Annotated in this window: 22 protein-coding genes; 12 read left to right on the top strand and 10 right to left on the bottom strand. The window is 62.5% G+C overall.

Annotated features, from left to right (window positions below):
• Nucleotides 1–8: 8 nt before the first annotated feature.
• Together AC5J09_RS22815 and AC5J09_RS22810 are read right to left on the bottom strand one after the other, a co-directional pair.
• Nucleotides 9–767 carry a thermonuclease family protein gene (locus AC5J09_RS22815; protein ID WP_324761964.1) on the bottom strand — a complete coding sequence of 253 codons (759 nt, stop codon included), beginning with the start codon at nucleotides 765–767 and terminating at the stop codon, nucleotides 9–11.
• 302 nt (nucleotides 768–1,069) lie between these two features.
• Nucleotides 1,070–1,843 (bottom strand): hypothetical protein, encoded by a 774-nt coding sequence (locus tag AC5J09_RS22810; protein WP_494298551.1) that lies wholly within the window; start codon nucleotides 1,841–1,843, stop codon nucleotides 1,070–1,072.
• Between the two features lie 170 nt (nucleotides 1,844–2,013).
• Between AC5J09_RS22810 and AC5J09_RS22805 the strand changes: the two genes are divergently transcribed.
• Entirely contained in the window at nucleotides 2,014–2,604 is a 591-nt protein-coding gene (locus AC5J09_RS22805; protein ID WP_100675112.1) for a transglutaminase-like cysteine peptidase, read from the top strand.
• 57 nt (nucleotides 2,605–2,661) lie between these two features.
• On the opposite strand, the gene AC5J09_RS22800 is transcribed toward AC5J09_RS22805, so the two are convergent.
• A complete protein-coding gene (locus AC5J09_RS22800; RefSeq protein ID WP_494298550.1) occupies nucleotides 2,662–4,605 on the bottom strand; it encodes a MacB family efflux pump subunit in 1,944 nt (647 codons plus the stop codon).
• An 8-nt stretch (nucleotides 4,606–4,613) separates the two neighbouring features.
• The gene (gene macA / locus AC5J09_RS22795; RefSeq protein ID WP_494298549.1) at nucleotides 4,614–5,888 is read right to left on the bottom strand and encodes a macrolide transporter subunit MacA; all 1,275 of its coding nucleotides are present in this window, start codon (nucleotides 5,886–5,888) and stop codon (nucleotides 4,614–4,616) included.
• A 283-nt stretch (nucleotides 5,889–6,171) separates the two neighbouring features.
• Between macA and AC5J09_RS22790 the strand changes: the two genes are divergently transcribed.
• Nucleotides 6,172–6,819 (top strand): TetR/AcrR family transcriptional regulator C-terminal domain-containing protein, encoded by a 648-nt coding sequence (locus tag AC5J09_RS22790; protein WP_494298548.1) that lies wholly within the window; start codon nucleotides 6,172–6,174, stop codon nucleotides 6,817–6,819.
• A gap of 58 nt (nucleotides 6,820–6,877) precedes the next feature.
• On the top strand, nucleotides 6,878–7,897 hold the full coding sequence (gene ilvC / locus AC5J09_RS22785) for a ketol-acid reductoisomerase (protein WP_018095353.1): 1,020 nt from the start codon (nucleotides 6,878–6,880) through the stop codon (nucleotides 7,895–7,897).
• A 65-nt stretch (nucleotides 7,898–7,962) separates the two neighbouring features.
• Here ilvC and AC5J09_RS22780 read toward each other — a convergent pair whose 3' ends face one another.
• The gene (locus AC5J09_RS22780; RefSeq protein WP_018095352.1) at nucleotides 7,963–8,217 is read right to left on the bottom strand and encodes a hypothetical protein; all 255 of its coding nucleotides are present in this window, start codon (nucleotides 8,215–8,217) and stop codon (nucleotides 7,963–7,965) included.
• 238 nt (nucleotides 8,218–8,455) lie between these two features.
• On the opposite strand from AC5J09_RS22780, the gene AC5J09_RS22775 reads away from it, so the two are divergent.
• The 5 genes from AC5J09_RS22775 to AC5J09_RS22755 all read left to right on the top strand — a co-directional run bounded on the left by AC5J09_RS22775 (nucleotide 8,456) and on the right by AC5J09_RS22755 (nucleotide 13,410).
• The gene (locus AC5J09_RS22775; RefSeq protein ID WP_494298547.1) at nucleotides 8,456–9,409 is read left to right on the top strand and encodes an adenylate/guanylate cyclase domain-containing protein; all 954 of its coding nucleotides are present in this window, start codon (nucleotides 8,456–8,458) and stop codon (nucleotides 9,407–9,409) included.
• 155 nt (nucleotides 9,410–9,564) lie between these two features.
• Nucleotides 9,565–10,509: an ABC transporter substrate-binding protein gene (locus AC5J09_RS22770; protein ID WP_494298546.1), complete on the top strand. Its 945-nt coding sequence runs from the start codon at nucleotides 9,565–9,567 to the stop codon at nucleotides 10,507–10,509.
• Nucleotides 10,497–11,195: a L,D-transpeptidase gene (locus AC5J09_RS22765; protein WP_494298545.1), complete on the top strand. Its 699-nt coding sequence runs from the start codon at nucleotides 10,497–10,499 to the stop codon at nucleotides 11,193–11,195. The genes AC5J09_RS22770 and AC5J09_RS22765 overlap by 13 nt, the downstream gene beginning before the upstream one ends.
• Before the next feature lie 135 nt (nucleotides 11,196–11,330).
• Entirely contained in the window at nucleotides 11,331–11,597 is a 267-nt protein-coding gene (locus AC5J09_RS22760) for a hypothetical protein (protein WP_018095348.1), read from the top strand.
• 586 nt (nucleotides 11,598–12,183) lie between these two features.
• The gene (locus AC5J09_RS22755) at nucleotides 12,184–13,410 is read left to right on the top strand and encodes an aminotransferase-like domain-containing protein (RefSeq protein ID WP_494298544.1); all 1,227 of its coding nucleotides are present in this window, start codon (nucleotides 12,184–12,186) and stop codon (nucleotides 13,408–13,410) included.
• Between the two features lie 211 nt (nucleotides 13,411–13,621).
• Here the strand turns inward: AC5J09_RS22755 and AC5J09_RS22750 are convergent, their stop codons facing one another.
• Nucleotides 13,622–14,671, bottom strand: a complete 1,050-nt coding sequence (locus AC5J09_RS22750; RefSeq protein ID WP_494298543.1) for an aldo/keto reductase — start codon at nucleotides 14,669–14,671, stop codon at nucleotides 13,622–13,624.
• Between the two features lie 37 nt (nucleotides 14,672–14,708).
• A complete protein-coding gene (locus AC5J09_RS22745; RefSeq protein WP_494298542.1) occupies nucleotides 14,709–15,383 on the bottom strand; it encodes a glutathione S-transferase family protein in 675 nt (224 codons plus the stop codon).
• Between the two features lie 181 nt (nucleotides 15,384–15,564).
• Here AC5J09_RS22745 and AC5J09_RS22740 point away from each other — a divergent pair, with 181 nt between their 5' ends.
• Nucleotides 15,565–16,110 carry a metal-dependent hydrolase gene (locus tag AC5J09_RS22740; RefSeq protein ID WP_324761954.1) on the top strand — a complete coding sequence of 182 codons (546 nt, stop codon included), beginning with the start codon at nucleotides 15,565–15,567 and terminating at the stop codon, nucleotides 16,108–16,110.
• 106 nt (nucleotides 16,111–16,216) lie between these two features.
• On the opposite strand, the gene rpsU is transcribed toward AC5J09_RS22740, so the two are convergent.
• The 3 genes from rpsU to AC5J09_RS22725 all read right to left on the bottom strand — a co-directional run bounded on the left by rpsU (nucleotide 16,217) and on the right by AC5J09_RS22725 (nucleotide 17,162).
• Complete coding sequence (rpsU, locus tag AC5J09_RS22735) at nucleotides 16,217–16,453, bottom strand: 30S ribosomal protein S21 (protein WP_003537123.1); 237 nt, start codon at nucleotides 16,451–16,453, stop codon at nucleotides 16,217–16,219.
• A 42-nt stretch (nucleotides 16,454–16,495) separates the two neighbouring features.
• On the bottom strand, nucleotides 16,496–16,783 hold the full coding sequence (locus AC5J09_RS22730; RefSeq protein ID WP_324761953.1) for a cold-shock protein: 288 nt from the start codon (nucleotides 16,781–16,783) through the stop codon (nucleotides 16,496–16,498).
• Nucleotides 16,784–16,952: 169 nt separating this feature from the next.
• The gene (locus tag AC5J09_RS22725) at nucleotides 16,953–17,162 is read right to left on the bottom strand and encodes a cold-shock protein (RefSeq protein WP_018095341.1); all 210 of its coding nucleotides are present in this window, start codon (nucleotides 17,160–17,162) and stop codon (nucleotides 16,953–16,955) included.
• A gap of 380 nt (nucleotides 17,163–17,542) precedes the next feature.
• Here AC5J09_RS22725 and AC5J09_RS22720 point away from each other — a divergent pair, with 380 nt between their 5' ends.
• From AC5J09_RS22720 to AC5J09_RS22710, 3 genes are all read left to right on the top strand, one after another.
• Entirely contained in the window at nucleotides 17,543–18,523 is a 981-nt protein-coding gene (locus tag AC5J09_RS22720; RefSeq protein WP_494298541.1) for an ABC transporter substrate-binding protein, read from the top strand.
• Between the two features lie 95 nt (nucleotides 18,524–18,618).
• Nucleotides 18,619–20,562 carry an ABC transporter permease gene (locus tag AC5J09_RS22715; protein WP_494298540.1) on the top strand — a complete coding sequence of 648 codons (1,944 nt, stop codon included), beginning with the start codon at nucleotides 18,619–18,621 and terminating at the stop codon, nucleotides 20,560–20,562.
• Nucleotides 20,550–21,626: an ABC transporter ATP-binding protein gene (locus AC5J09_RS22710; RefSeq protein WP_494298539.1), complete on the top strand. Its 1,077-nt coding sequence runs from the start codon at nucleotides 20,550–20,552 to the stop codon at nucleotides 21,624–21,626. Before AC5J09_RS22715 ends, AC5J09_RS22710 begins: the two co-directional genes overlap by 13 nt.
• Nucleotides 21,627–21,727 lie beyond the last annotated feature (101 nt).

Genomic DNA, 21,727 nt, shown 5'->3' with positions numbered 1-21,727 from the left:
GATGCGGTTCAACCGGAAACGCGCGCGGTGGACTGGCCGCACCACGACTGTGGGTGCCCGGTTCGCTTTCTGGCGAGCCCTTCCGATATGAGGATGTCTCCGAGGGATCTGCCGTTCCTGACGACGAGCCGCCGCTTGCCGGGCTCGTCGCCCAGGGTGGCTTCGGATGCAACGAGGGCGAAGTTTCCCGAATTCAACAACTCTCGCAATCGTGCCTTGGCATAAGAGCCGCGCGACCGTTCCTCGTCGCATTTCGCGAGCTTCGTTTCCGGCGCATCTATATCGGCGATGAGAATTCTCTGGCCCTGGTAAAGGAAGGTATCGCCGTCGAGAACGCAGTTATCATGGCGGATGCCGCAGAAATAGAAGGTGCCGCTCTCGGCCGGCCGCAGGTTCGTGTGTTCGAGAGACTGCCTAACCGGTAGTTCGACGGGTGCAGGCGGGATCAATGCGGACTTCGGCGCTATCGACCCGGTCTGATCCTTCGGACGGAAAGGGATCGGAATGGTCGCCAGTTCCACCTTTTTTGGCGGTTTCTTCTCGGCCGGCATCTTCGCCTGCGCTTTTTTCTCGGACGGTTTCTCGGCGTGCGAGAGCAGTGCCGTCACCTTCGATGCCCCGGGGAGATGTCCTAACTCCCCCCGGTGCTCGTAGGCCACAATCCCGCCGACGATGACTGCTGCCGCCAGATACCAGCGGCCCATACCGCTCCGGCTGCTCTTGCGGGCCGTGCTGCGCTTTCGTCTTTTGGAATTTGCCTTGGTCATGGGATTCGGTCCTCGATTGCGGCGGCATTATCGGGACCAGGGGTTAGTGAAAGGTTGTCGTCGCTGCACGGGTCAAATCATTTCAGTTTTACACACTCTTCCTGATCCCGCTCTGACGACACCGCTGCCAAAAGGGAAGGGCGGCACCTGCGGGAGCCGCCCTTCAAGGGTTACCGTCGACGTTGCTGGACAAGCGCCCCGGCTTGTCACTTTCCCTGTCCGGCCGTAAGCCGTCGACGGTCGCGATCGCTGTTCTCGCTGATGCCAGGGACTTCCGTCACCGCGGCCATGGCCGCGGCTGCTTACTTATCGCCCTTGTCCTTCCCGCCTTTGCCTTGGCCGTCCTGATCGCCCTTATTGTTGTCCTGGTTACCCTTGCCGCCGTCCTGGTTACCCTTGTCGTTGTCCTGGTTACCCTTGCCGCCGTCCTGGTTACCCTTGTCGTTGTCCTGGTTGCCCTTGCCGCCGTCCTGGTTACCCTTGCCGCCGTCCTGGTTGCCCTTGCCGCCGTCCTGGTTGCCCTTCCCGTTGTCCTGGTGGCCCTTGCCGCCGTCCTGGCCGCCCTTCCCGTTGTCCTGGCCGCCCTTCCCGTTATCCTGGCCGCCCTTACCGCCGTCCTGATCACCTTTGCCATTATCCTGGTCACCCTTGCCGGGATCCTGACCACCACCGCCGCCGTTGTCGCCGCCGCCGCCGCCGCCACCACCGCCGCCGCCGCCGCCGCCGCCGCCACCACCGCCGCCAGCGCCGCCGCCCTTGTTGCCACCGCTCTTGCCGCTGCCTCTCGTCGGACCGCTTGCAGTGGAGTCACTGCGATCGTGGCGTCCGGTGCCCGCACCAATGGTCGCCGTCGTCAGGGGCGGACACATCTTAATCTGCGCGGGGGTGAGAATCTTCGACCGGTTTATTGCAACGCAACATGCCGCGAAGTTGTCTTCCGAAAGCGGACTGCACTGACGGGCAGTCATGCGCTGGCGCTGTACTGCATCCGCATCCGTCGTAACGATTACGGCTCCTATCGTGGCCGTGGATAGTATGAAAAATGTCCGAAATATCGATCTATTAATTCTTTTCATTTCTATACTCCTAAAAACATTAACTTTAAAAATACTTTTTAGAATTGAATTAAAATTACCTGTGGTCAACTTACGAATTGTTAGTAGATGGCCATATCACTGCCTCATTTCGGGTTATCAACCATGGCTTAATCTATCTTAGCTAGTCTCTACGGCGAACCGGGGGACTTATGCCCGCCGTTGGAGAACGCCTCGTGAAACGCTTCATTGCGCAGACAGTCTTTTTGTTGCTGATCGCGGCCCCTGGGGCTGCCGATGCCGGTACAACCATGAGGACCGCCGGCAAGGCCTTCGCGCCGCCGGCCTTCGCATCCTTCTGCGCCCGCGAGCCGCGGCTCTGTAACACTGGCGGCGGCAAGAAGGCCGTCGTTCTCGCCCCGGAAAAGATCAGCGAGCTCAAACAGATCAACAGCACCGTCAATGCAAGCATCCGCGAACGCAGCGACCGCGCAAATGTCGGCAAGGACGATGACTGGCGCGTGCCGACCGCTTACGGAGACTGCGAGGACTTTGCAATTCTGAAGAAGCGGGAACTTCTGAAACGGGGGTGGCCGGCCTCGGCTCTGCTACTCACGGTTGCGCGTTATCGCGGGGAGGGCCACACGGTTCTCACCGTCCGCACGAGCGAAGGTGACCTTGTGCTCGACAATAGGACCAACTCGGTCAGAGATTGGTCACGCACTCCTTATAATTACTTCGCCCGACAATCCCAGTCGAACGGCAAGCGCTGGGAATTGATCGCAGGCGCCCAAAATATCTGATTTCGACTGAATGGGCGCTTTTCCAAGGCGGGAAAACCGCTACTGCGTGGAATTGATCTAATCCGCGCTGAGGGCCACCGCCGGCTGGAGGCGCGATGCATTTCTGGCCGGTAGATAGCCGAAGAGCAGGCCGGTGAGAAACGCACAGGCGAAGGCAAGCGCGACGGGGCCGGGCGTGAAGCTGACGGGCATGCCGAAGGCTTTAGCGGCGTAACCGGTCGATAGACCCGCCACGATGCCGATCGCCCCGCCGATCGCGGAAACGACCAGTGCCTCGACGATGAACTGCACGAGTATGTCCCGCTCGCGCGCTCCGGTCGCCATTCTCACGCCGATCTCGCGTGTGCGTTCGCTGACGCTGACGAGCATGATGTTCATCACGCCGATGCCGCCGACGAGCAGCGAAATCGCTGCGACCGATCCCAGGAAGAACTTCATGGTGTTCGAAGTCTCGGTAAAGGCCTCGCGCACGGAGGACATATTGGTGATCTGGGTATCGTCCTTCCTGTGGCGCTCGTTAAGCAGCGCCTGAATTCTCTCCTGGGTCAGGTCTATTGCCGAGGCATCCTGCACCTTGACGGTGATCGTGCGGATGTTGCGCTGACCGAAGAGGCGCATGCTGCCGGTCGTGAGCGGCACGAGGACCACGTCGTCCTGATCGTTGCCGCCGGCGCTAGCGCCCATCCCGCTCATCACCCCGATCACCTGGAAGGGAATCTTGTTCACGAGCACGTATTGACCGATCGGGTCGGAGCCCTCCGGGAAGAGCGTCTTGACGACGGTCTCGCCGAGCACCGCGACCGGTGCGTATGTTTCCATGTCGTTCCGGTTGATGAACTCGCCGCGGCCGATCTTCCAGGACTTCGCTTCCGTGAACTGCGGCACCGTTCCGTTAGCGGTCGTCTGATAGTCGATGTTGCCGCGCCGAAGCGTCACGGTGCTCGTCATTTCCGGGACGGCGAATGCGACATTCGCAAGCTCCGTGATCGCGTCCGCATCTGCCGGCACGAGGGTAACATTCGTCCCGCCGGCGCTGCCGCGGAAATTCGCCATGCTGGGGCGGACGACGAGAAGATCCGACCCCATCGACGAGATGCGGTCGAGTACCGAATTCTGCGCGCCGGTGCCGATGGCGAGCATGGCGACAACCGAGCCGACGCCGATGACGATGCCGAGAAGCGTCAGGATCGTACGGAAGAGGTTTGCCCGCAGCGCCCGCAGTGCCATCTTCACCGCTTCCGAGACGTCCGCGATAGCCGCGAAGCCCTCACGCGTGCTTTGGGCGAGACCGACGGCTGCATCGGGATTGCTGCGTCCCTTCTTGGAGCGGTCGGCAACGATCCGCCCATCGCTGATCTCTATCAGCCGGTCGGCCTGTGCGGCGACCTCGCGCGAATGGGTGATGACGATGACGGTGTGGCCGTTTTCGTTCATATCGCGAAGGAGGCGCATCACCTCTTCGCCGCTCTGGCTGTCGAGCGCGCCGGTCGGCTCGTCGGCAAGGATGACGCGGCCTCCATTCATCAGGGCGCGGGCGATCGAGACGCGCTGCTGCTGGCCACCGGAAAGCTGGTTCGGACGATGATCGAGCCGTTCGCCGAGCTTGAGCGACTGCAGGAGCGCCTCGGCACGATCGTGCCGGTCGCGGGCGGAAACGCCGGCATAGACGGCGGGTACCTCGACATTCTCCCGGGCGCTTGCGGTCGGGATCAGATTGTAGGACTGGAAGATGAAGCCGAAGGTGCGGCGGCGCAACGCCGCGAGGGCGTCGCCGTCGAAGCCGGAGACGCTTTCGCCTTCGATGAAGTAGTTGCCCGAGGTCGGCTGGTCGAGGCAGCCGAGAATGTTCATCAGCGTCGACTTGCCGGAACCGGACTGGCCGATGATCGCGACGAACTCGCCGGCCTCGATATCGAGGGAGATATGGTGCAAGACCTCGACGGCGATGTCGCCGTTGAAATAGGTCTTGCTGACATCCCGGAGTGAAATGAGCGGAGCCATCGGCGTGCTCAGAACATCGGCGGCATGCGCATGCCGCGCCGGTTGGTATTGGGACCGCGGTTGCCGTTCGTGGCGGAGGCAGCGTCGACGACGACTTTCTCACCTTCCTCCAGCCCGCGGACGATTTCGGCGCTCACCCGGTTGCGGACACCGACCTCGACGGTGCGCGTCTGCCTCGCACCGGACGGCGCGACGACGGTCACTTCCGCTCTTGCGGGCCCGTCGGAGGCCGCCGCCTCCATGGTGCGGAGTGCCGTGCTCGGGACGACCAGCACATTCTTGGCCGCCGCCTGGACGAAGAAAACCTGCGCGCTCATCGACATCATCAATTCGCCCGTGGGATTGGGGACATCGAACAGGGCATAGTAGAGGACGACGTTGTTCTCGGTATCGGGCATCGGCTCGATCTGACGCAACTTGCCGGTGAAGCGCTTTCCGGGCTGTCCGAGAAGGGTGAAATACGCATCCATGCCGAGCCTCAGCTTGCCGACATCGGCTTCGGAGACCTGCGCCTTGACCGTCATCGTGGAAAGATCGGCGATGGTGACGATCGTCGGCGTCGTCTGGTTTGCGTTGAGGGTCTGTCCCTCCTTGGCGGGATCGTCGACGATGGTGCCGGCCATCGGAGCATAGATCTTGGTATAGCCGAGATCGACCCGGTCCCCGGCAAGGGTGGCCTTCTGCTTGCGGATCTGCGCCTCGATCGCCTGCACGTCGGCGCCAGCGGCCGCATGATCGGCGACGGCCTGGTCGAGCGTCGATTGCGAAACGCTTTTCGTGGCGACGAGATTGCGTTGACGCTCGATGTTGGCCTGCTTCAATACGAGCTGGGCCTTCTTCGAGACGAGCTGCGCTTCAAGATTGGCCAGTTCCGCCTCGTCGATCTCGATCCTGTTCTCGATGGAGGCGGGGTCTATCTCGGCGATGAGCTGATTCTGTTCGACCTTGTCGCCGATCCCGACATGCAGCGACTTCAACTGGCCGGAGACCTGTGCGCCGGCATCGACCGATTTGACCGCCTCCAGCGTGCCGACGGCAGTCACGCTCTCTTCGATGTCGCCGCGCGTGACCGCCTGAGTGATCATGGTGGTGGCCGGCTGCGCGCCCTGGCGGCTCCAGGCATAGTAGCCCGTGCCGACGATAGCGAGCACCAGGAGCGCAAAGATCCAGCGGCGGCGCGAACGGCGCTTTTTGCGTGGCGGCATCACCGGAGCCGGGATGACGGTGACGTTCGACGGTGTCGAACGCGACGCTTCGTCCGTCGTCTTGGCTGTCTTGCTCATCGTTTTTCTCTATCCCAGGCATCTTCATTCAACATAAAGATCAACCCGATCAGCGAAAAGCTTTGAGATCATTATATTTTCGTAATGTAGAGAGGCGCGCACCGGTAAAGCGGGCGCGGGGGCGACGCAGGCACGGAAATCGGAGTCCCGACAGTGGGTTGCTCCCATTTTTGTCCGGGGCTGCCTTGAAACGAACCGGATATCCAAAACCGCTTGACGTCGCCGGATCGGACAATTAGAAACCTCACGAACCGTACCGTACGGTACTGATAGGGCGAAGCGAGTGCAAAGCGTCGGAGCGATAAGAGAGGCAGGTGCCGCAAACGGCCTGACCGAGCGCCAGGGAGCGGTGCTCGAACAGGCTTTGCGCCTGCTTGTCGATGGGGGCGAAAAGGCGCTGACGACGGCGGGAGTGGCGCGCGCAGCGAACTGCTCCAAGGAGAGCCTCTACAAGTGGTTCGGCGATCGTGAAGGGCTCCTTTCGGCGATGATCGCCTTTCAGGCGAGCAAGGTTCGCACGCTCGACGTCTCCGCCGCAAAGCTGGACGGGGGCAGCTTGAGGGTGCATCTCGTCGCTTTCGCCAAGGACCTTCTCGACGTGCTGGCGGGCGACGTGTCGCTGGCGCTCAACCGGCTGGCGATCGGACAGGTGAGCCGGGAAGGCTCGAAGCTCGGCCACATGCTGCAGGAACGCGGCCGCCGGCAGATCGGACGCAGGGCGGGAGCGCTGCTCGAAGCGGGCCGCAAGGCCGGTCTCCTGGCTTTCGACAACGCTGACGAAGCCTATGGCGCTCTTTACGGGCTCGTCGTCTCCGACTGGCATTTGCGCATGCTTCTCGGCGAGGAGCCGGGTAGCCTGAAGAAGGATTTCAGCCGCAGGGCGGAGCGGGCGGTCGACGCCTTTCTCACGCTCTACGGCGCGAAAAGGTAGGGCGGCCGTATCTGCGGCTGCCAAAGCGAAACGGACAAGCAAAGGGAAGGAAAATTCGATGCGCGTCTATTACGATCGTGATGCCGATCTCAACCTCATCAAGTCGAAGAAGGTCGCCATCATCGGCTACGGCAGCCAGGGCCGCGCCCATGCGCTGAACCTCAAGGATTCCGGTGCGCAGAACGTCGCCATTGCGCTTAAGTCGGGTTCCGCCACGGCAAAGAAGGCCGAAGCGGACGGCTTCAAGGTCATGACGGTTGCCGAAGCTGCCGCCTGGGCCGACCTGATGATGATGGCGACGCCGGACGAACTGCAGGCCGACATCTACAAGGCCGAGATCGCCGGAAACATCCGCGACGGCGCGGCAATCGCCTTTGCGCACGGCCTGAACGTCCACTTCGGCCTCATCGAGCCGAAAGCCTCGGTCGACGTCGTAATGATCGCGCCGAAGGGCCCGGGTCATACGGTCCGCGGCGAATACCAGAAGGGCGGCGGCGTCCCCTGCCTGGTCGCCGTTCATCAGGACGCTTCCGGTAATGCCCTCGATCTCGCTCTCTCCTACGCCTGCGGCGTCGGCGGCGGCCGCTCGGGCATCATCGAGACCAACTTCAAGGAAGAGTGCGAAACCGATCTCTTCGGCGAACAGGTCGTTCTCTGCGGCGGCCTGGTCGAACTCATCCGCGCCGGTTTCGAGACGCTGGTCGAGGCTGGTTATGCGCCGGAGATGGCCTATTTCGAGTGCTTGCACGAGGTGAAGCTGATCGTCGACCTGATCTATGAAGGCGGCATCGCCAACATGAACTACTCGATCTCGAACACGGCCGAGTGGGGCGAATACGTCACCGGACCGCGCATCATCACCGAAGAGACCAAGGCCGAGATGAAGCGGGTCCTCAAGGACATCCAGACCGGCAAGTTCACCTCGGAATGGATGCAGGAATACCGCTCCGGTGCCGCCCGCTTCAAGGGTATCCGTCGCGTCAACGACTCTCACCAGATCGAGGAAGTCGGCGCGAAGCTGCGCGCGATGATGCCTTGGATCGGCAAAAACAAGCTGGTCGACAAGGCGAAAAACTAAGATCTGCCTGCAATGAACAAAAGGGAAGCCGGAGCCCACGCTCCGGCTTCTTCATATGCAGCGGCTTACATCGGATCCTTACCCTTCATGGCATTCGCCATATGGGACTTGCACTTTTCCTGATCGTTGGCCGCGAGTGCCTCCTTGGCCATGGCGAGTTCCTTCTGCGCCATCTCCTTCCGACCCGTGTCGGTGATCTGGCCCACGTCAGTCTCGAGCTTCGTCATGCCTGCCTGGTCGCAAACCATATCGGCCTGAGCAAAGGCTGGGGACACGCAAGCGGCGGATATCGCGGCTGCAACCAACATTTTTCTCAACATCTGTAACCTCCAGTTTCGTCGCTTCATGCGATACACGGCTCCAAACCACCGAGGGACCGATCAGTTCCTTGCCGCAAGCTGCCGGTGCTCCCGTACGCAAAGCCGTCACACACTTTCCTGGAGTGCTCTAAGCACGCAGTGACGCGCGGCAGATGCATCCGGCATTGAGAATCGCGACGGCGTCGCTATCCTGCGAGGCGCGGGCCTTCGGCCAGCCTCCGAGCGAGGGCGAAATCCAATGTCACCAACGCGCCGTAAGCTGACCACCATTTTCTGCGCCGACGTGCAGGATTATTCGCGCCTGATGGGGAAAGACGAGGAGGGAACGCTTCAGGCTCTCAAGCGCAGCCGGGATGCCATGGCGCGCCTGATCGAGGCGCATGAAGGACGGGTGGTCAATACGTGGGGCGACGGGGTGATCGCGGAGTTTCCGAGCGTGGTGGAGGCGGTGAGGGCGGCGATAGACGTTCAGAACGAGTTGGCCGGACTGAATGCCGAGCGGCAAGGCGAGGCGCGGATGGATTATCGCATCGGCCTCAATCTCGGCGATGTGATCGCTGACGGCGACGACCTTTACGGCGACGGCGTCAATATCGCGGCCCGCCTGCAAGCCTCGGCGCCGGCCGGTGGCATCGTGATTTCGAGCACCGTCTATGATCAGGTTCGCAACAAGCTGACCGTCGGCTTCGAATTCCTTGGCGCGCTGACGGTCAAGAACATCGACGGGGGCGTTCCGAGTTATGTGGTCCAGATCGGAACGGCCGAGGGCGCGGTGTCGCAAAAACGGGGCCGCGACTGGGGGAGGCCGGGTGCACTTCCGGACCGCGAGACCCCGGCCGCCGAGACCGAGGCAGGGCGAGCGACGATCGTAAGACGCGCAGCGCCCGGCCGTCGCCTTTTCGGCGTTCTCGCCGTAGCCGCAGCGGCGGTCGTTGCCATAAATCTGCTGTCGTGGGAGGGAACGTTCTGGGCCAGATGGCCCCTGTTTGCGCTGGCCTTGATCGCGATGATCGGTGGCCTGTGGACGTCCACGCGGCTCGACCGCGGACTGGCCCTGCTCGGGGTAGCCGGATTTGCGGTCCTTGCGGTCAATCTCCTTTCCTGGGAGGGGAGATTCTGGGCGGTATGGCCTCTGCTTGGAATTGCGGTGGCGGCGGGACTTCGGTGGGTCACGCACCGTCCCGGACGGTGAGCACCGGCTCGCATAGGTTAAGCGGCGAAATGCATGCGGTGTAACCGGAAGTTGACGGGACTCGGCAAGCCGTGCATTGTGCCCCCAAGGAAGATAAAGCTCAGCAGGCATTCGCATCGGAACGACGTTCAGATAAATCTTTTCGGGGGGGCACTGTGAGGAGAGGCCGGGAGTTCCTTTGCGCGGCGGCGCTGGCGTTGGTCGTGGCTGCGCCGGCAGCGGCGGCGGATCTGGTGATCGCGATGCCGCCCTGGCCATCCGGACAGGCAGCCGCGAACATTCTCAAGCTCGGCATCGCCAAGAAGTTCAGCCTCGAGGCGGAGGTGCGCGAACTCGGGACGCTGACCGCCTTCATCGGCCTCGAAAAGGGCGAGGTCGATATCCAGCCGGAGGTTTGGCGGCCGAATTTCGACGAACTCGTCCGCAAATTCGTGACCGAAAAAGGCGTCGTGACGCTCAGCGAGCGTGCGGTGCCTGCATGGCAGGGGCTTTGCGCCACGCCGGAAGCGGCTGCGACGATCAAATCGGTCGCGGATCTCGGCGATCCGGCCAAGACCAAGATACTGGATACCGACGGCGACGGGCGCGGCGAAATGTGGATCGGCGCCACCGAATGGCTTTCGACGGGCATCGAACGGGCGCGGGCGGCGGGCTACGGCTATGCGGCGAACCTGACGCTCGTCGAGGCCAAGGAGGAAGTGGCGATGGCGGCGGTCGACGCGGCGATCGCGACCGCGCGCCCCATGGTCTTCTACTGCTATGCTCCGCACCATGTTTTCAAGCTGCACCAGATCTCCCGACTCGAGGAGCCGCCTCACGACCCGGCGAAATGGAAGATCGCGCCGCCGAACGACCCGCTATGGGTCAGCAAATCGAGCGCCGCCACGGCCTGGGACGCCGGACAATTTCAGATCGGCTATGCGACGGCGTTCGCAAAGAAGCATCCGGAAGTCGCGCAGTTCCTTCAGAAGGTAGATTTCTCGCCGGATGAAGTGACGGCGATGAGCTATGCGCTCGAAGTCGAGCGGCAGGCGCCTGCGGACTACGCCAGGAAATGGGTTGAAAGCCACGCGGAACGGATCGACGGATGGGCGAAATGACGATGCTCCAGACGCTCTCGAAAAGACAGGCAGGCCGGCGTAAATTCGGCAAGGCGCTGTTTCTCCTCGGTCTTTGCCTCGTTCCGCTTGCAGCGCTTGCCCAAACCCAGATCTACGATTCCAAGACGAAGAAATGGGTGAACTACGACAAGAGGAAAGCGCGACAGTACTTCGCGCGAAACAATCAGGTTCCCGAGGCCTTTCGCCGGCAGATGGTGCCGTTCCGCACGGCAGAAGTTCCGGGCACGATCATCATCGATGGCAACCAGCATTTTCTCTATCTCGTGCAGCCCGGCGGTCAGGCGATCCGCTACGGCATCGGTGTAGGCCGCGAAGGTTTCGGCTGGGCGGGCATCGTTCGGGTAGGGCGCACGGCCGAGTGGCCGACCTGGACGCCGCCGGCCGAGATGGTTGCGCGCGATCCGAACGCGGCAAAATGGGCAGGCGGCATGCCGGGCGGGCCCGACAATCCGCTAGGCGCTCGCGCGCTCTACCTTTACGAAGGTGATAACGATACGATCTACCGCATCCATGGTACGGTGGAGCCCTGGACGATCGGGCTGGACGTTTCCTCCGGGTGCATAAGAATGAACAATGATGACATTATCGACCTGCATTCGCGCGTCAGCGTGGGCGCGAAGGTCATCGTGCTGATGCAGGGGGCTGCTCTCTATAAGGGCGTGTGACCGGATAAGGGCGTGTGACCGGCCGAAACGCGGCCGCACGGGCGAGAGCGCGAAGATACGGGCGATAGGCCAAGACCGGAGGATGTGGATTTGTCGACGAGTAAATTGGGAAGCCGTCCAATTCAAGCGTCCGTGATGGCTGCGGTCTTTCTTCTTGCCGCATGCCAATCGACCCCGGAACCTCAGGAAATGGCCCGCACGAGCCTCCAGACAGCCCCCGCCGACCTGCAGCTCTTGTGCGCCAATGCCGTGGTCGCCCAAGCCGGCGGCGCCAAGGTCCTGCCGATGAGTTCTCGACAGCTCGATGCGACGAGCTACAGCGTCGACCTCGATGCCGCCGGTCGCAAGTTTACCTGCATCGTGGACAGCAGCGGCAGCGTGAGGTCGGTCCAGCCGGCATAGGTATTCAAGACGGCGGATGCAAACAAACGCCTCTTCCGGTTCGCTTTTGCGGCGCAGTATAAATGTTGCGCCGCATAAAAATTAAAGAATAGAGTTCTCCTTTGGAAGTTATCCGGAGAATTTTCTTCCAAAAATTCTGAAATTGTGTTCTGATACCCTTGTGGGTAGGAGGAGCACTATGTCCACGATCATACAACACTTCGCTCTTTTCGATTTACTTATCTTGGCTGGGATCTCTTTTCTTCTGATCTGCAGCTATTTCGACGAGGGTGAGGCCTGAGTATCAGGAAGCGTTCGCCGCCTCCTGCCGACCGGAACTTATCCGGTCCGGCCCTTGGCGTCTCGAGCCGAAGCGGCTAGCCGATCGTTGCCTGCCGGTGCTGACGGCCGCGGCGACACAGTCCCGTATGCTTCGATCCCGTACGCCGCCCTTCCCAACGCCTCCCATTTCCGACGAGCGTATCGAACGTCTGTAACTGCACGACTGGCGTAACGGCGCAGGCGACAGCTGGCAAAATAGGTCAGGAATATTGACTTAAATATTGCGCTGTGTTCATGTCCCTCGGATGCAACCGGGAGGACCTCCATGCTGGATTGGGAAAGCATTTTCGCCACGCGCTCGAGCCGGATGAAGGCTTCGGAAATCCGCGAATTGCTGAAGCTGCTCGATCGTCCCGACATCATTTCGTTTGCGGGCGGAATTCCCGATCCTGAGCTTTTTCCGAATGATGCGTTCAGGGAAGCTTACGCCGAGATTTTCGATGGGCCGTCGGTCGGTGCCGCGCTGCAATATTCGGTGAGCGAGGGCTATCGGCCGCTTCGCGAGTGGCTCGCCGGGCAGATGGCGGCACTTGGCATTCCGGCGAGCGTCGACAACATCTTCATCACCTCCGGGTCGCAGCAGGGGCTCGACTACCTCGGCAAGCTGTTTCTGTCGCCGAAAGACACGGCGCTCGTCACCTGGCCGACCTATCTAGGTGCGCTGCAGGCCTTCAACGCCTATGAACCCAATTACGATCAGCTGAACCCCGCCGGCAACCGGACGCCGGCAGCCTATGCCCAGGCTGCAGCGGAAGCGGGCGGGCGCGTCAAGTTCGCCTATCTCTCGGCCGACTTCGCCAACCCCACCGGCGAGACGGTGGGCCGCGCCGGGCGCGAGCACGTCCTTGCACTTGCCGAGGAGCTCGACATCGCCATCATCGAGGATGCGGCCTACCAGTCGCTGCGTTATGACGGCGAGGCGATCCCGCCGATCCTCGCGCTCGAGATCGCCCGCAAAGGCGACATAAACAGCACGCGCACGATCTATTGCGGCAGCTTCTCGAAGACGCTGGCGCCTGGCCTTCGCGTCGGCTGGATCTGCGCCGCCGAACCGGTGATCCGCAAGCTGGTGCTGATGAAGCAGGCCGCCGACCTTCACTCCTCCACCATCAACCAGATGGCGATCGCGACCGTCGCCGGGCGGGGCTTCGAGGCGCAGGTGGCGAAAATCCACAAGGCCTACAGGCAGCGGCGTGACGCGATGCTGTCGGCGCTCGAAAAATACATGCCCGCCGGCGTCACCTGGACGAAGCCCGAAGGCGGCATGTTCATCTGGGTCACGCTGCCGAAGGGGAGCGACGGCGCTGAGCTGCTGGCCAAGTCGATCCAGACGGCCAAGGTGGCTTTCGTCCCCGGCCGCGCCTTTTTCGCCCACGGGTCCGGCGAAAACACCCTGCGGCTCAGCTTCTCCTGCGCCAACGACAGGATGATCGACGAGGGCATCCGCCGGCTGGCCGATCTCATTCACGGCGAGGTCGCGCAGGCGGCCTGAGTGGAAGTCGCGGCAGGCTGGCGATTTCGCCCCTCATCCGCCTGCCGGCACCTTCTCCCCGCAAATCGGGGAGAAGGGACAAGCGGCATGCACTCAGTTCCAATGAACCGTTGCGGAGAGATATCGAGCGGCTACCGCGAGTCTCCTTCGCCCCGCTAGCGGGGAGAAGGTGCCGGAAGGCGGATGAGGGTGCATAAAGAGCTGTCGTCGCTCAAATATGCGGCCCGAGCAGCGACAGATCGGCTTTGCCGAGGCGGTCCTTGGCGGTCCAGAGCTGATGCCAATAGGGATAGATGACCGGCGGCAGGCTGACGGCGTCGAGGAGCTCGCGTTCCTCGTCGGTGAGCTTCAGGCCGGCGGCGGCGAGATTGTCGCGGAACTGCTCTTCGGTGCGCCCGCCGATGATCACCGAGGTGACGGCATCTCGGCCGATCAGCCAGGCGAGCGCGACCTGCGCCGGCGACACGTTGCGCTCGGCGGCGATCGCCACCAGCATTTCGACGATCTTCCACAGCCGTTCCTCGTCGCGGATCGGCGGCTCGTTCCAGCCGGCAAGCTGGCGGGTGCCTTCCGGCGACTGTCCGCGCCTGTGTTTGCCTGACAGAAGGCCGCCCGCCAGCGGACTCCAAACGAGGATGCCGAGACCCTGGTCGATGGAGATCGGGACCAGTTCGTACTCGGCCTCGCGTGCTTCGAGCGTGTAATGAATCTGTTGGCTGACGAAGCGCTGGCGGTGTTCGAGCGCACTGATGCCGAGTGCCTTCATGATGTGCCAACCGGAATAGTTGGAGCAGCCGATATAGCGCACCTTGCCCTGGCGCACGAGCGTATCGAGCGCTTCCATGGTTTCCTCGAGCGGCGTCTGACCGTCCCATTCGTGAACCTGGTAAAGGTCGATCACGTCGGTCTTCAAACGCTTCAGGCTCGCCTCGCAGGCGTGAACCAGGTGATGGCGCGACAGACCTCCGTCATTGGGGCCGGGGCCCATCGAGAAGCGCGCCTTGGTGGCGATGAGCACGCCGTCCTTGCGCTTTCCGCCGAGAACTTCGCCGATGATCTCCTCGCAGGCGCCGGTCGAATAGATGTCCGCCGTATCGATCAGATTGACGCCCGCATCCAGGCAGAGGTCGACATAGCGGCGGGCATCCGCGACACCGACATCGCCGACCTGGGCGAACTTTCCACCGCCGCCGATCGTCATCGTACCCATGGTGATGGTCGAGATCTTGAGCCCGGAGCGGCCGAGCCGACGATATTCCATTGTCTCGCTCCTTGTGTTGTTGGTCGCCTATAGGATGTTAGAGGAATCTTGCGGGTATCGCGTCCTTATAGGGAAACAGCGGGAAGTAAGGCCGCGCCTCGGCCAAGGTGCGCTGGAAGGAGGGGCGCTCCAGCAGACGCTCGAAATAGGCGCCGAGGTTCGGGTGCGTGCCGTCGAACGGGGCCACGATCCCGGCGTAGAAGAGGGCGGGCGCGGCGGCGCAGTCGGCGATCGAGAAGCTTTCCCCGACCGCAAAGCGCCGGTCCTCGAAGTGGCGTTCGGCAAGGTCATACGCGTTCGCAAGCGCCGCTTGCGCATCGGCGACGCCGCGCCGGTCGTTCTCGCCGGAGGCGCGCAGCGTATCGGTCACGATCTTCTGCATCGGGACCTGGACGTAGAGGTCGAAGAAGCGGTCCCAGAGCCGCGCCTCGAGCGCCAGGGCGTCGTCGTGCGGTATCAGCGGCTGCTCACCGGGGTAATGCTGGTCGAGATATTCGATGATCACTGACGTTTCCGGCACCGTCCTGTCGCGTGCAGCATCGTGCAGCACGGGGATCTTGCCGACGGGCCAGACCTCCAGATAGCGAGCATGCTCCGCCGGGTCTCCGAGATCCACGACCTGCGGGGTGAACGGCGTGCCGGCTTCGTAAAGCGCGATCAGCACCTTGTGACAGAAGGAAGCAAGCGGATGAAGGTAGAGGGTGAGCGTCATGCGACATGTCCTTGGGCCGGCCCCATTGACTATAGCGCGGATTCGGGAGGGGAAAAGCAGGCTTCTCTGCAGCGCCCTTTAGGGTGGAAATTCCTCATAACCCTAACCGACGGTTGCCATGAAAATGCCGGGATGCCCTGATGGTCTGCATCCGGCATGCTGCCGCCCAGGATCCCGCTCGATGTTCATTGCCCATCTTCCCGCCGGCTACATTCTCACCCATTGCATCGCTCGAAAGAATGAAACCATCCGATCCCGCGCGCTCGCGGTAGGGCTGATCTTCTCCGTGCTTCCGGATTTGGATCTGCTTTATTTTTACCTCGTAGACGGCCGGCGTACGCCACATCACGACTACTGGACCCATTTGCCGATTTTCTGGCTGGGGGTTGCGGCGCTCACGGCCGCGGCGCTGATCCTTGCCGGGAAGCGGCACTCTATGTTTCTCGTTTGGGTCGCGCTCGCAAACGTGATGATGCACCTTCTTCTCGATTCGATCGCCGCAGACATACGCTGGCTCCATCCCCTTTCAGGGACCCGCTTCAACCTCGTCGAGGTGCCGGCGCGCTTTGAGACCTGGTATCTCAATTTCATACTGCACTGGACGTTTGCGGCGGAAATTGCGATCTGCGCGGCCGCGTTGTGGGTCTGGCGGATGCAAAGGCGCAGGAACCGGGATCGCAGGGTCGAAGGAAACGCCGCAGAGGGGACCGAGCGAATTCACGCATGAAAACGACGCGCAAGGGCGCGTCGCAAAGTGGTACCAGCCTACAGCGCCGCGCGCTCATCAGACGTGCGAGGATCGCCGTAGCTGCTGTGCAGCCGGAGGGCGCGCCTCAGCGCGCGCGGGCTACTTTCTTCGGCGACGGCAACAGACCTTCGCGTTGAAGCTTCTTGCGCGCCAGCTTGCGGGTGCGGCGGACAGCTTCTGCTTTTTCGCGGACGCGCTTTTCGGACGGTTTTTCGTAGGCGCTGCGCATCTTCATTTCGCGGAAGACGCCTTCACGCTGCATCTTCTTCTTGAGAACGCGAAGAGCCTGGTCGATGTTATTGTCCCTGACGAGTACCTGCAAAGTATATCCTTTCCGATTTTATAGGATTGCTGATTGGGTTCTTTATTTCGGCGTCCTGATGTTCAAGGGTTTGAACCAGGGCTTGCCTTCGACCGATGCCGCCTGGCCGTGTTCCTGGACCGGCGAAGCCGTTTCCGAAGGATCGATGTCGTGTTCGAAGATACGCCGTTCGAAGTTCTCCGTTCCGAACCGCACCCGATATTGCGCTTCCCCATGTTCGGCCGCGGGCAGGATGGACACGATGCGGCAGGTCCGGTCCGCAGCGGCCGTGCGCGTGAGATCGGCTCTCAGGACGACACTGTCGCCAACGCTGTAGGTGTTCCGGCCCATGGCCATCTCCTTCGTCCGTGCCACCCGGGGGCGGCACAAGCAAAAAAGGCCGGGCGTTACCCCGACCTCCTCTTGAGCGCCGCGCGTCTTTACCAGACGCGCTGGGGCGCCCCGTCATTCAAACGCTCCCTGCCAGTACATCCGTGGTCAGCGGAGGCGAATGACGAATTTATGCGGCCCGCAGATTGTCTGCAGAGCTCTTGCCGGACTTGTTGTCACGGACGATGTCGTAGGTAACCTTCTGGCCTTCTACGAGCGAACGCATTCCAGCGCGTTCAACGGCGGAGGCGTGCACGAATACGTCCGTGGCGCCATCGTCGGGCTGGATGAAGCCGAAGCCCTTGGTGCTGTTGAACCACTTTACGGTGCCTGAGTTCATAACGATTTCCTTTCAATCGCTAGAGTTCCCGGACGAATATCAGCCCGGTTTGATCGATATTGAGAGGAAATCTGACGAAGCGCTTCGGCGCGTAGACAAAGGTCACAAGCAAGTTTCGATGAGCTATATATAAACGCTGCTTCGAGATATGCAATGGATGAACCGAATTTAATTGTGAGAGGGACTCACCCCGTCCCGAAAATACGATCAAGCCGCTGATTTGAATCGCCAATAATATTTTAGAGAGATCGTCCGAGAACATTCGTGGAACTCTCCGGCCGGCCGACGAGCTGAGGTTTTTCCGGCTTTTCGCTGTCACATCCCTGTAAAACACCCGCTCTATCCCTCGGCGCGATCTTTCTCCGACCGAGGGCAAATTCATGAAACCGCTTCTCCCCGCCGTCGCCGCAGCGCTCGTCGCCGGCCTCCTGTCCACCGCCGCTTTCGCGGAAAGCCTCGTGCTTTACACCAGCCAGCCGAACGAGGACGCGCAGGCGACGGTGGACGCGTTTCAGGCCGCGAATCCGGGTGTCGAGGTCGAGTGGGTGCGGGACGGGACGACGAAGATAATGGCCAAGCTGATGGCGGAGATCGAAGCGGGCAACCCGGTGGCGGACGTGCTTCTGATCGCCGACACGGTGACGATGCAGCGGCTGAAGGAAACGGGATATCTGATGCCCTACAAATCTCCGGAAGCGGCGGCTTATGACGCCTCGCTCTTCGATGCCGAGGGCGCCTATTATTCGACGAAGATGATCACGACCGGCATCGTCTACAACGCTTCCGCTTCAATGAAGCCGGCCGGCTGGCAGGATCTTGCGAAACCCGAGGCCAATGGTCTGGTCACCATGCCGAGCCCGCTCACCTCGGGTGCGGCGCTGATCCATGCGCAGACGCTTGCCGGCATCGACGGGCTCGGCTGGGACTATTACAAGGCGCTCGCCGAAAACGGCGCGACGGCCGCCGGCGGCAATGGCGGCGTATTGAAGGCGGTCGCGACCGGCGAGAAGGCGTTTGGCATGGTGGTCGATTTCATGGCCATCCGCGAGAAGGCCAAGGGTGCGCCGGTGGAATTCGTCTTCCCGGCCGAGGGCGTTTCCGCCGTCACGGAGCCGGTCGCCATTCTGAAGACCGCAAGAAACCCGGAGACAGCAAAGAAATTCGTTGATTTCCTGCTCTCCGAGGAAGGCCAGCAAGTTGCGGTGAAAATGGGCTATATCCCGGCGCGCGACGGCATGGCCTTGCCGGAGGGCTTCCCGGCGCGCGAGACGATCAAGGTGCTGCCGGTCGATGCTGCCGAAGCCGTGAAGAACTCCGAGGCGGACCTGAAAACCTTCTCCGGCATTTTCGGTACCAACTGACCTCTCGATGCCGGACACTGACGAGAATCGCCCGCAGCGGGCGCCGGGTACCTTGCACGCCGGCTGCCGACCCGAATGCGGAGGAAGGTTCCGGCTTGAAAAAGCTGGAGCGCCCGCTGCGCGTTCTATCGAAGGCGCGGTCCTGGCTTCGGTTCGCATTCGACGGCGCGATGGAGGAGGAGGCCGACCGGAGCAGGGAACCGAGCCGGGCTCCGCTACCGAAACCGCTGACGCGGACGCTGCGCGGCTTCGAGGTGCCGCCGTCACCTTACGTGACGGAGGGTCGATCGCCTAAGGCGAACTCTTCGAAGGCCGGGACGGGTTGGCGAGCGGCATATTTCCGGCTGCGTGGCCCGCGCATGTCTGCGGGCGGGGAGCCCGCATGGCTCCTGGCGGCGGTGTTCGGCGCAGTCTTTCTGCTTTCGGCGCTGCCGCTGATCCGACTCGGATGGGCAGGTATCAAGGGACTCGAAGGAGGCGAGGCGGTCGGGGTGCTCTTCGAGGCGGCGACCTTCGCGGCGCTCCGCAATACGCTGATCACGGCGGCCGGCGGCACGGCGATCTCGCTCTTCGTGGGGGCACTCTTCGCCTTTGTCGTGGCGCTTACGGACATCCGTGGCAAGCTTGCCTTGAGCTTCGCTTTCATGCTGCCGATGATGATCCCCCCGCAGGTGACGGCGCTCGCCTGGGTGGAGATGTCGGGTCCATCGAGCCCCCTTCTCAAGACGCTGGGGCTTGCACCGCCGCTCGGCAGCCCTCAGCCACTCTATTCGCTTGCGGGGATCGCCTTGCTTCTCGGCGTACAGCATGCGCCGCTCGTCTTCCTGGCGATCAGGGCCGGACTTGCAGCGGCGCCCCGCGACGGGGTCGAAGCGGCGCGGCTTTGCGGCGCCTCGCCCTGGCGCGTCCTTAGCGACATCGTTCTGCCGCTTTCCTCTCCGGGGCTCATCGCCGGAGCGGCGATCGCCTTCGTATCCGGTATCGGCAATTTCGGTATCCCGGCGATACTCGGCATTCCCGCCTCGATCGAAACGCTGCCGACCTTGATCTTCAGCCGGTTTGCGAGTTTCGGTTCGTCCACCTTCGGCGAAATCGCGGTGCTTTCGACGCTGATCGCCCTGATTTCCGCCGCAGGGCTGCTTCTGCAGCAGCGAGCGCTCAAGCGCAGAGACTATCGCCTGATCGGCCTTGCCGGCGCGAGGGCCGCCTTCACGCTCGGGCGCATGCGGTTCGCCGCGGAGGCGCTGCTTTGGACAATCCTGGCGCTGCTGCTGGTCGCACCGCTTCTGGCGCTCGTCGCAAGTTCCCTGGTGCCGGCCTACGGCGTGCCGCTGAGTTTCGACACCATGACCTTGAACGCCTATGGGGAAATACTCTTCCGCCAGTCGATGACGTTGACGGCGCTCAAGAATTCCCTTTTCCTCGCCTCCGCCGCTGCAGTCGGCCTGCTTGCGGTCAGCGTACCGGCCGGTTACCTGCTCGTGACGCGGCGCGGGCGGCTTGCCAGTCTGATGGCGATCCTCATCGAGATCCCCTATGCGCTGCCCGGCATCGTGCTCGCCGTCGCCTTCATCCTTGCCTTCGCGGCACCGCTGCCGCTGATCGGCGTTTCGATCTACGGTACGATCTGGATCATTCTTGCCGCCTATTTCTCCTCCTTCCTCGCCGTTAGCCTCAAGCCGGTGATGAGCGCCTTCCTGCAGATAGATCCCTCGCTCGAGGAGGCGGCGCGGCTTGCGGGCGCGGGGTTCCTGCGCCGCATGCGCGATGTGCTGCTGCCGCTTCTGGCGCCGGCCGCCGGCGCTTCGGTCATCCTCGTCTTCCTGATCGCGGCGAACGAATTGACCGTCTCGGCGCTCCTCTGGTCCGCCGGCACGCAGACGCTCGGCGTCGCAATCTTCAATCTCGACGACAGCGGCTCTTCCGATCTCGCCTCGGCGCTCTCGGTGCTCGTCGTCGTCATGGTCATCGGGCTGATGGCGGCGCTGGAATTCCTCGCGAAATATTTGCCGGAGGGCGTGCTGCCATGGCGCAACTGATCCTCAACCACCTGACCAAAAACTTCGGTGTCAAAGGTGCAGAGCAGGTGAGGCCGGCCGTTTCGGACGTGTCGCTGGCGCTGCGCAAGCAGGGGTTTCTCGCGCTGCTCGGGCCTTCCGGCTGTGGCAAGACGACGGTGCTCCGGATGATCGCCGGCTTCGAGCAGCCGACGGACGGCTCGATCGAGTTCGGCGAGCGCCGGCTTTCGGATGCAGCCCGTGTGCTGCCGCCGGAGAAGCGCAACATGGCGATGGTATTCCAATCCTATGCGCTCTGGCCGCATATGACGGTGGCGGAGAATGTCGGCTACCCCTTGAAGGTCCGCGGCTTTTCCGGCGAGGCCTGGCGCAAGCGGGTAGGCGACGCGCTTTCGCTGGTGAAGCTTACCGATTTCGCCGATCGGCGGCCGGCTGTACTTTCCGGCGGCCAGCGGCAGCGTGTGGCGCTGGCGCGCTGCCTGGTCACGGAACCGGACGTGGTGCTGCTCGATGAGCCGCTCGCCAATCTCGATCAGCATTTGAGGAAGTCGATGGAGGAGACCTTCCGCGCCTTTCACGAGCGCTCCGGCGCGACGATGATCTATGTGACTCACGACCAGGCCGAGGCGATGGCGCTTGCGACCGACGTCGCGGTGATGTCGGAAGGCAAGCTTCTTCAGGTGGCGCCGCCGGCGGATATCTATGCGCGGCCTGAGGGTCGGGTGGTGGGGGGTCTGATCGGTCGCGGCGCGATCGTGCGGTTGAATTTGCCGGAGGGAGCGGGGCGTGCGCTCGACTGGCCGCTCCTCCGCGCTGCGCTTGCCGACAGGCGCGCCGGCAAAGGGCATGCAGTCGAAGCGCATGCAGGCGAGGGGCCGCTTTGCGACGTGCTCATTCGTCCGGAGCAGGTTCATCGGGATGGCGAAGGCATCCCGATGCGGGTTCTCTCCTCGGTCTTCGAGGGCGAACGCTCCGCACTCACACTCGCGCTGCCCGACGGGCAAAGCCTCAAAGCCTATAGCAGCGTGCCGCTCTGCGACGGTGCTCGCGTTCCTTTCGTCGTGCGTGGAGGCTGGCGGCTTTAGACAAAGCTTGCGGCGACAGGCGGCCTTGCGGGCCGGAACCAGCCTTGGCCTTGCACGTTCCACCGTGCAGCACGACAATAGCGGCGGCTAAAGATCGAGCG

It is taken from the genome of Sinorhizobium sp. (assembly GCF_059070375.1).
This window is presented reverse-complemented; position numbering and strand designations above follow the sequence as displayed.